The 8,456-nt window shown below is 44.8% G+C and carries 9 protein-coding genes; 8 read left to right on the top strand and 1 reads right to left on the bottom strand.

The features are described from left to right. Window positions 1–182 precede the first annotated feature (182 nt). Window positions 183–1,061 (bottom strand): LysR family transcriptional regulator, encoded by an 879-nt coding sequence (locus ACAN55_RS23030; RefSeq protein WP_379138609.1) that lies wholly within the window; start codon window positions 1,059–1,061, stop codon window positions 183–185. A 161-nt stretch (window positions 1,062–1,222) separates the two neighbouring features. Between ACAN55_RS23030 and ACAN55_RS23025 the strand changes: the two genes are divergently transcribed. The 8 genes from ACAN55_RS23025 to ACAN55_RS22990 all read left to right on the top strand — a co-directional run bounded on the left by ACAN55_RS23025 (window position 1,223) and on the right by ACAN55_RS22990 (window position 8,454). Continuing rightward, on the top strand, window positions 1,223–2,017 hold the full coding sequence (locus ACAN55_RS23025; RefSeq protein ID WP_379138606.1) for an SDR family oxidoreductase: 795 nt from the start codon (window positions 1,223–1,225) through the stop codon (window positions 2,015–2,017). Between the two features lie 39 nt (window positions 2,018–2,056). Further along, window positions 2,057–2,398 (top strand): nuclear transport factor 2-like protein, encoded by a 342-nt coding sequence (locus tag ACAN55_RS23020; RefSeq protein ID WP_379138603.1) that lies wholly within the window; start codon window positions 2,057–2,059, stop codon window positions 2,396–2,398. Between the two features lie 270 nt (window positions 2,399–2,668). After that, complete coding sequence (locus tag ACAN55_RS23015) at window positions 2,669–4,138, top strand: carboxylesterase/lipase family protein (RefSeq protein ID WP_379138600.1); 1,470 nt, start codon at window positions 2,669–2,671, stop codon at window positions 4,136–4,138. A gap of 17 nt (window positions 4,139–4,155) precedes the next feature. Further along, window positions 4,156–4,467, top strand: coding sequence for a YhfM domain-containing protein (locus ACAN55_RS23010; protein WP_379138598.1), 312 nt, complete (start codon window positions 4,156–4,158; stop codon window positions 4,465–4,467). A gap of 28 nt (window positions 4,468–4,495) precedes the next feature. After that, window positions 4,496–5,617: a serine hydrolase domain-containing protein gene (locus tag ACAN55_RS23005; RefSeq protein ID WP_379138596.1), complete on the top strand. Its 1,122-nt coding sequence runs from the start codon at window positions 4,496–4,498 to the stop codon at window positions 5,615–5,617. Between the two features lie 170 nt (window positions 5,618–5,787). Further along, window positions 5,788–6,084: a transposase gene (locus ACAN55_RS23000; protein ID WP_379138593.1), complete on the top strand. Its 297-nt coding sequence runs from the start codon at window positions 5,788–5,790 to the stop codon at window positions 6,082–6,084. 8 nt (window positions 6,085–6,092) lie between these two features. Next, a complete protein-coding gene (locus ACAN55_RS22995; protein WP_379138590.1) occupies window positions 6,093–7,013 on the top strand; it encodes an IS3 family transposase in 921 nt (306 codons plus the stop codon). 499 nt (window positions 7,014–7,512) lie between these two features. Next, on the top strand, window positions 7,513–8,454 hold the full coding sequence (locus ACAN55_RS22990; protein ID WP_379138587.1) for a carbohydrate ABC transporter permease: 942 nt from the start codon (window positions 7,513–7,515) through the stop codon (window positions 8,452–8,454). The last annotated feature ends 2 nt before the right edge of the window (window positions 8,455–8,456 follow it).

Below are 8,456 nucleotides of genomic sequence, written 5' to 3'. Positions count from 1 at the left end.
AATATTCCATGAACCGCCGTATACCGAACGGTACGTACGGTGGTGTGAGAGGTCGGGGGCTCGCCGCCCCCTCCTACTCGATTGATGATTACATTTAGTATTGGCGCGAAAGAGAGGATGCACCGGGAGATTACCAAGGGGTTGGAGAACTTACGCAGAAATCTCTAGAATTCTTAGTAGTGCTAACCAATAGAAGTTTGTTTGATGTAATCAATAAATCTCCTGGCAGCCGGCGAAATATAACTAATTTCTCTCCACTTTAAGCCGATTTCCCAGCGCCAGCCTTCATCAAGGATCGGTATCCAAGCCAGGTCATTCAGCATTAATCCCATTGTTTTTGGCAGTACCGATACCCCGAGACCGGATTTAATAAATCCTGCTACTGTGAATAAATCCTCTGCTTCATATGCAGAATCCAGTACAAAACCGGTATGTTGGAAACGAGACATAATGGTCGCTTTTAATCCACAGTTGTTTTTTAAACCAATAAAAGGCTCTCCAGATAGTTCAGCCAAGCTTAAAGCCGAGCAATTTGCAAATTTGTGCTGAGCGGATACAACAATATATAAAGGCACTTCTTGAATGGTCTCCCATTGATGATTGTCCAGCACGGACTCCTTGGATGTAATGATAATATCCGATAATCCTTGTGCTAAATGCTCGTCAATATCCCCAAGGTTACCTTGCGTCAGTTCAAAACGAATCTTAGGATTATTTAATTGATAACTTCGCACTATATTAGGGATCAAATCTACGCCAAGTATGTTCAGATACGACAGTGTGATGACTCCTGTATCCGGATTGGTTCCTTCTTCAATCTCCTGTATCCCGCTTTCGATGTTGTGCAACGCTTTACCAACCCATTTAGAGAATATATGGCCGTTTTGGTTAAGTTTTAAATTGCGCCCGTTTCGCTCAAATAAGGGAGCCCCCACCTCAATCTCAAGCTTAGCTATCGCATGGCTCAACGCTGGCTGGGTGATGCCAAGTTTTTTGGCCGCCAACGTCATATGTTGAAGCTCAGCGACAACCATAAAATATCCTAATTGTGTAAGCTCCATAAATCAGCCTCTTTCCTTTATTAATATTATTCATGTATTTCATTATTATAATAGATTGGACAGTATAAGAGGTCAAGTGTACGCTAAAGTTAGCTCTTCTCTTGTGCGGTATTTTGAAAGGGCTTGAGTTCAATTGCTGTAGCTAATTAGGAGGAATAGATGTGAATAAAGTATTTGAGTATTCATCTGCTGAATTTGCAGGAAAGAAAGTGCTGGTAACGGGTGGAACAAAAGGAATGGGGCAAGCTGTTGTACGCAGACTTGCAAACAGCGGAGCCGAGGTTCTGACCACTGCCCGTTCTAAACCAAAAGATTTGCCTGATTCTGTCGCATTTGTCCAGGCTGATCTGGCAACAAAAGAGGGAGTAGAGCAAGTAATCCAAGCTGTAAAAGACCAATGGGGAAGTATCGACATTATTGTTCACTGTGTAGGCGGATCAACGACACCTCCTGGAGGAGCACTAACTTTAAGCGATGAGGATTGGCTTCAAGCATTAAATTGGAATCTTCTCGCTGCAGTTCGGCTTGACCGCGGTTTAATTTCGCTTATGCTGGAGAAGAAGTCAGGCGTTATCCTTCACTTCACGTCCATTCAAAGAAAATTACCACTTTATGAAACAACGTTAGCATATGCTGCTGCCAAAGCTGCTCTTGCGAATTACAGCAAAGGGCTGTCGAATCAATTTTCTCCTCAAGGAATTCGAATTAATGCATTGTCCCCAGGATTTATTCAGACTGAAGCAGCGGATGCCATGATTAATCGGATTGCTTCTGTGACAGGCAGCAGAGAAAGTGCGCTTCAGAACCTTATGGAGTCACTTGGAGGGATTCCAATCGGTCGGCCAGGATTACCGGAGGAAGTAGCTGAACTGGTTGCCTTTTTAGTGTCGGATCGTGCAGCATCCATTACAGGTAGCGAATATGTTATTGATGGTGGAACAATACCTACAGTTTAAATTGCATACATTTGATCTGAATCATGAGGTGGTTAATACATGTACTTAAATCAACTTCCTTCAGTTATCTTAAACTATATTGAAGCGTCGAATACACCCGATCCGGCCTCATTTGTGGATTGCTTCGCGAAAGATGCGATTGTATTGGACGAAGGGAAAAAGTATTACGGGAAACAAGAGATTAAAGACTGGAGCGATCAGTATCATTTCGGGGCGAATGTCACCTTGGAACCAAGAGAAATGAACCAGGTAAATGGCGAGATTATTGTAACCTTCAAGTTGGATGGGACTTATGATAAAACGGATTTGCCTAATCCACTTTTGTTAAAGTACCATTTTATCATTGAGGAAGATAGAATAAAAAAACTGTCTATATGTTGATCGGTTTATTAGAATCAATATTATTTGTAGGGTAACCGAAATCCGGGTGAAATGTCAGTATGGATTCGAGTGCGATGAGGGGAATAATTAGTTTACTTTAATACAGAACCGGGTTTCGTCTGATAACAGGCGGAGCCCGGTTTTTATTTATAACAGGGAATAATTCCAGTCATGCTTGGATTGTCATGATTTCCATGTAAATCATTTGAAACATGATGTTATAATTTGGATAATACGCAAGGCTCAAGGCACATGGAAGGAGGGGCCAGTTTGTTTACAGAAACCAAATCCGGGAAGGTCAGGGGTTACAAAGAGAAAGATATGATTGTATTCAAGGGGATTCCTTATGCCCGGGCACCCGTTGGGGCATTAAGATTTAAGCCGCCGGTAGCCCCGGAGGCCTGGGATGGAGTATTCGAGGCGAAGTTCTATGGTAACCGGGCAATACAGCACCAGCAGGAGGAAGGATATGTTTATTCAGAGGACTGCTTGAATTTAAATGTATGGACACCGGGGATTGACGGTAAGAAACGCCCGGTTATTGTTTATATTCATGGCGGTGGACACATTGAAGGTTCCAATTCTGATGAGTTTTCAGCAGGTCATCGTTTGATTCGAGACAAGGACGCCGTAATGGTTGCTCCGAACTACCGGCTGGGGGCTTTCGGCTATTTGTATCTGGGAGACAGGCTGGGCGAAGAATATGCGGAATCCGGAAATTGCGGCCTGCTGGATCAGCTATTCGCTCTCCAATGGGTCAGAGATAATATTGCCGCATTTGGAGGGGATCCGGAGAATGTCACTCTAATGGGTCAATCCGCAGGCGGAAAATCAGCGGCGGCTCTGATGGTGACTCCACGGGCTCAGGGGTTGTTCCACAAGGTCATTATTCAAAGCGGCGGAATTCAGTGCATACGCGATCGGGCTACGGCAGCAGCCCTGGCTTCATTAATAGTAGATGCCCTTGATCTGGGTGAAAACGGTATGCAGCAGCTCTTGAGTCTAAGCGCGGAGGAATTATTAAACGGGCAGATAAAAGCATATGAGCATAGGTTGCCCGTCCACTTGTTCGGTCCTGTTGTAGACGGTCATGTGCTGGAGGAACCACCGGAAAGCTTCATCTCCACAGGCAGGTTAGCAGGTATTCCAGTGCTAATCGGTTATAACAGGGAGGAACTTGGTCAGGCTGATCCGCATGAAGCATTTAATGAAGCTGAAGTTCCGGATAAGCTGTTATACAGCTATGGATACAACAGCGGGTATCTCCTGGGCCAATACAGAGAGCTTCGTGAGACTATGAGTCCCGGTTCGGCTTTCGCCACCCTACAGACCCGATATATGTATGGCAATGCAAGCCTGAGTTTAACACAGCTCCTGGCGGATTATGGTTCAAAGGTATGGTGTTACCGGTGGGATTTCAGCGGACATGGCGTACCCGATCATTCCTCGGAGATGGCCTATCTTTTTGGAGTGGATAATATAGAAAAAGCAGAAGGCTATGTTCCGGAGCATGCCTATATGTCCCGGCTCATGCATGAGACCTGGATGACCTTTATTCTTACCGGTGATCCGAACAATTCTTTGCTGCCGCATTGGCCTGCCTGCCATTCAGGTACTACCGGTCAACGTCTCCTTCTGGACAGCTATCCCTATGTGGAAGCTATCGATCTTCATGCCTACGATAAACTGTTTCCCAGACAAGTGATAACTTTACATGATCCTATGGCAGGTAGGAGATAGGTGGAAGGGGGGAGGTTATGAAAAGGTTTAGCATCATTGCCACTTCACTGATGATCTTGCTGGGTCTATTATTGGTGTTAGTCAAATCGGAGAAAGAGATTGTCAGCGTTACCCTTGTGTCTGAAACAACGGAATTCACTTACACAGACCCAGAAAGTATTCAAATATTCGAAGAGGCTATCAGTCATGTGAAAAAATTGCGCGGAGCTGTCGATGTGGGTCCACCAACTTATCGAATGAAGGTTACTTACGCTGATTCTGAAAGAATGCTGCATATAAGAGGGAAGTATGCGGAAAAGCTGGCGGATCTGTTGAGTATAAGTTCATAGAAATGCGGCAGATGATGGGGGTGTTTGATTGTTTTATTATTTGAAGCACGCTGTTATCTTTGGTTTGGTTTTGGTGCTGGTGTCCTGTTCTAACAACAGCGTTAAAAGTGTTAATAATACACTGCCGAAAGAGAATGAAACAGTCCGGAATGAGACGGTCCGGAATGAACCGGTACACAAGGAAAATTTTGAAGAAAAGCTGGATCAGTTTATGTCCAAGATGAACTATTCGGGATCTGTGCTGCTTGTCAAAGATAACCATGTGGTCATTGCCAAAGGTTACAACATGGGGGACTATGGCAAGAAACTCCCAAATGGACCTGACACGGTCCATCAAATAGGCTCTCTTACCAAAGCGTTTACCGCTGCAGCGATCTTACAGCTTCAAGAGGCTGACAAGCTGAGCGTGGATGATCCCGTAAGTACATACATTAAAGATTATCCTAATGATAAAGTTACACTGTACCACTTGTTAACCCACACGTCCGGAATCCCCAATTACACCAGTTTCCCGGATTTCTTCAGTACATCAAACGTCCGGGTGAGCGTTGACGGACTCATTGCCAAATTCAAAGACAAGCCTTTGGAATTTGAACCGGGCAGCCAGTTCGCCTACAGTAATTCCGGGTACATACTGCTGGGAGCCGTGATCGAACAGGTTAGCGGACAATCGTACAGCGATTATTTAAATGAACATATTTTCACGCCGCTGGGCATGCAAAGATCAGGTTATCTGACCAAAGACAACATCCATGCAGATGTTGCAGTGGGGTATTCCTTTATTACTACTGACAGCTCGGTGACAGCCGAGCCAATTGATATGACTGTTCCTTATTCCGCGGGTGGAATATATTCCACTGTGCAGGACCTTCATAAGTGGCTTCTGGGGCTTGAGAACGGGACAATTCTCAGTGAACAATCATGGGAAAGAATGCGCAAACCGAATCTGGCTGGGTACGCCTTGGGATGGGGAATACCCGATCCAAAGGGGATGGTGTATGCACATAATGGGGCAATTAATGGGTTCTCTTCTGAGATTTGGAGAGATATGTCTCAGGGGACAGTGGTCATTCTGCTCAGTAATGCAGAGGGAATCGACCTTGGGAATATAGGGAAGGTCCTAATAGACATGCTTGATTCGGATGAATAGAGCGCTACGAAGCTGTATCATGAGTTTTTTCACCTAGGAAAAGAGTTGTCTCGTAATCTAATCATATTTGCAAAAGTGCCGTCTGCCAAATGGGCCGACGGCTTTTGTCGTTGTAGATCTCTGAAGTTATGGCAAGCCGATTATTCTGTCTACTATGGAGGGGATTTTTTATGGGCGAAATGAGGAAAACGTACGATGAGAAGTTTAAGAAAAAGACAGTAGACCTCTACCTCAAAAAGGGGTTGGGATATAAAAGTGTAGCACGTGAAATGGGGATTAACGATTCCTTGGTTCGCCGATGGGTGAAGCACTTTAAGGTGGAGGGATTGAAGGGTCTTGAAGAAAAACGGGGTAAAGCGAAAGGATCGGGAATAGGCAGACCCCGAACACGTCCCGAAGATCCAGAGGTCAAGATCAAACGGCTCGAGGCGGAAAATGAAATGTTAAAAAAGCTCTTGGAGATGTGAAGGGAGGAATGGATGCTGTTCCGAGCAACAAAAAGTTTGAAGTGATTCAGGAGTTGCTCCATAAGAAATATAACATTACCCTACTATGTAAACTGGCTGGGGTATCTAGAAGCGGTTTTTACAAATGGATGAACCGACAAACGTTCATTTCACCCAAGCAACACGAAGACGAAGCCATGAAGCTTAAAATAATGGAATGCCATAAGAAGCTCAAAGGAATTTATGGATACCGCAGAGTGAAGATTTGGCTGAAGCGTACCTACGCCATCCACATGAAGCATAAGCGTGTACAGCGACTCATGAGCGAACTAGGACTTCAGGCAGTTATTCGCCGCAGGAAAAGGCCGTACTACGGCAAGAAAGAGGCTTACGTTATCTCTGAGAATCACCTAAACAGAGAGTTTACAGCAGACCAGCCGAACCGAAAGTGGGTAACGGATATTACCTACCTAATCTTCAAGGGGCAAAGGATCTACCTTTCTGCGATTAAAGATCTCTTTAACAATGAAATTGTAGCGTACCAGGTCAGCCCTAGAAACGATTTAAAGCTGGTGTTTGATACGGTCAAAAAGGCGAGGAAACGGCGGGATACCCGAGGTGTTCTTTTGCACAGCGACCAAGGCTTTCAGTACACTAGCCGCCAATACAGCAATCTGATTAAGCAATACGGTATAAAGGCCAGTATGTCCAGAAAGGGAAACTGCTGGGACAATGCCTGCATGGAGAACTTCTTTAGTCATTTTAAAATCGAGTGTTTCTACCTCCACTCCTTTCATTCTTCTAGGCAGGTGGAGCATGCTGTTCAGCAATATATCCACTTTTACAACCATGCACGTTTCCAAACGAAACTAAACAACCTGAGTCCCTATGAATACCGAACTCAGGCTGCTTTTTTAATTTCTGTCTACTTGACAGGGGTCACTTCATAAACCGCAGTCCTCCTGTTATTTGCTTGTTGATCGTCTTCACCGTAGTCCACCCTTCTCCACCTTCGCTTAACCCGTATGAAAGGCCGCCGAATGCTAACGAAGCGAGTATAATTCCTAAGGAATCCAGCGAAGCAAAAGCTTTTTTCGGCAGATTCGGCCTTTATATCGATTTAGAAAATGAACGGATGCTGCATATAAAAGGGAAGTATACGGGAAAGCTGGCGGATCTGTTGAGTAAAACAGAGGAGGATAACCTTTAAATCGTTCGACTAATAGAAAGCGGCTTGTCTGTGGACAGGTCGCTTTCTTTTTTTGTGACTGTGAAGAGAACTCTCTGATTTACCTGTTTATTTCCAAGTGGACAGGGCCAAGTAAAAATCCTCGGCGGCAAGTAAATATCCTCTGTTTTCGCAGGTTCTGCCGCCTTTTATGATGAATATACCTGATCGGATTCGAACACAGCATGCTGTTTCAGGGAAACTTGAAGGAGGATACAGAGATGGAGCATGGCAGAGAAACAAGTTTGAAAGTGGGGCGTTCGCCATCACAGCTATGGGTGAGGTTAGCTTCTTCATCTAAATTTGTAGGCTATTTATTCGTAGCGCCGATCCTTATTTTTATGGGGATTTGGTTTTACTATCCTTTAATACAGTCTTTTGTATACAGCTTTCAGGATATCAGCTTCTTAAATCCCGATGCTGCAACATTTATCGGACTGCAGAATTATAAGGAGATGCTGAAAGACAGCGATTTCTGGGGAGCGCTAAAAAATTCAGCCATTATAACGGCAGTTGCGGTGCCGCTGCAGTCGGTGATAGCCTTGCTTATCGCCGTGGGCTTGAACAAGATCACACGCCTCAAGACAACGTTCCGTACGTTGTTCTACCTGCCTTATATCACCTCCACAGTGGCGGTTACGACCGTATTTATGTATTTGTTTATGCAGCAGGACGGGATTGCAACGAAATTTTTTACCCTGTTCGGAATGGAGGACGTATCCTGGTACGCCAGTACCAAATATGCGCTGCCCTTCCTCATATTAATTACCGTTTGGACTTATGTAGGCTTCTATGTGGTTGTATATCTGGGAGGCTTACAGAACATTCCTTACGATATCTATGAGTCGGGAATGGTAGATGGGGCCAATGCATGGCAGCGTCTCCGCTATATCACGATTCCGATGCTGAAGCCGACAACCTTTCTTGTCTTAACCTCAGGCTTAATTTATGCGATGCAGCTGTTTGACCAGCCTTATGCACTCGCCCGCAACGGTTCACTTGGCAGTCCCGCCGGTGCAACGAGTACCATTGTTATTTATTTTTACAGCCAGGCATTCAGCTTCAACCGGGCGGGATATGGCAGTGCTGCAGCCTTTATTATCTTCGCACTAATTATTCTTTTAACGATTATTCAGAAACGCTTTGTAAAGGAGGACATCTAAGA

The sequence above is a fragment of the Paenibacillus oryziterrae genome, from assembly GCF_042610485.1.
Taxonomy (GTDB): domain Bacteria; phylum Bacillota; class Bacilli; order Paenibacillales; family Paenibacillaceae; genus Paenibacillus_AQ.
Note: the sequence above shows the minus strand (reverse complement) of the source record. Positions and strands in the feature narration are given on the sequence as shown.

What these genes read in the sequence shown, in the direction of transcription:
- ACAN55_RS23030 (WP_379138609.1), bottom strand. Translation starts at nt 1,061, where the DNA reads ATGGAGCTTACACAATTAGGATATTTTATGGTTGTCGCTGAGCTTCAA.
- ACAN55_RS23020 (WP_379138603.1), top strand. Translation starts at nt 2,057, where the DNA reads ATGTACTTAAATCAACTTCCTTCAGTTATCTTAAACTATATTGAAGCG.
- ACAN55_RS23010 (WP_379138598.1), top strand. Translation starts at nt 4,156, where the DNA reads ATGAAAAGGTTTAGCATCATTGCCACTTCACTGATGATCTTGCTGGGT.
- ACAN55_RS23000 (WP_379138593.1), top strand. Translation starts at nt 5,788, where the DNA reads ATGGGCGAAATGAGGAAAACGTACGATGAGAAGTTTAAGAAAAAGACA.
- ACAN55_RS22995 (WP_379138590.1), top strand. Translation starts at nt 6,093, where the DNA reads ATGGATGCTGTTCCGAGCAACAAAAAGTTTGAAGTGATTCAGGAGTTG.
- ACAN55_RS22990 (WP_379138587.1), top strand. Translation starts at nt 7,513, where the DNA reads ATGGAGCATGGCAGAGAAACAAGTTTGAAAGTGGGGCGTTCGCCATCA.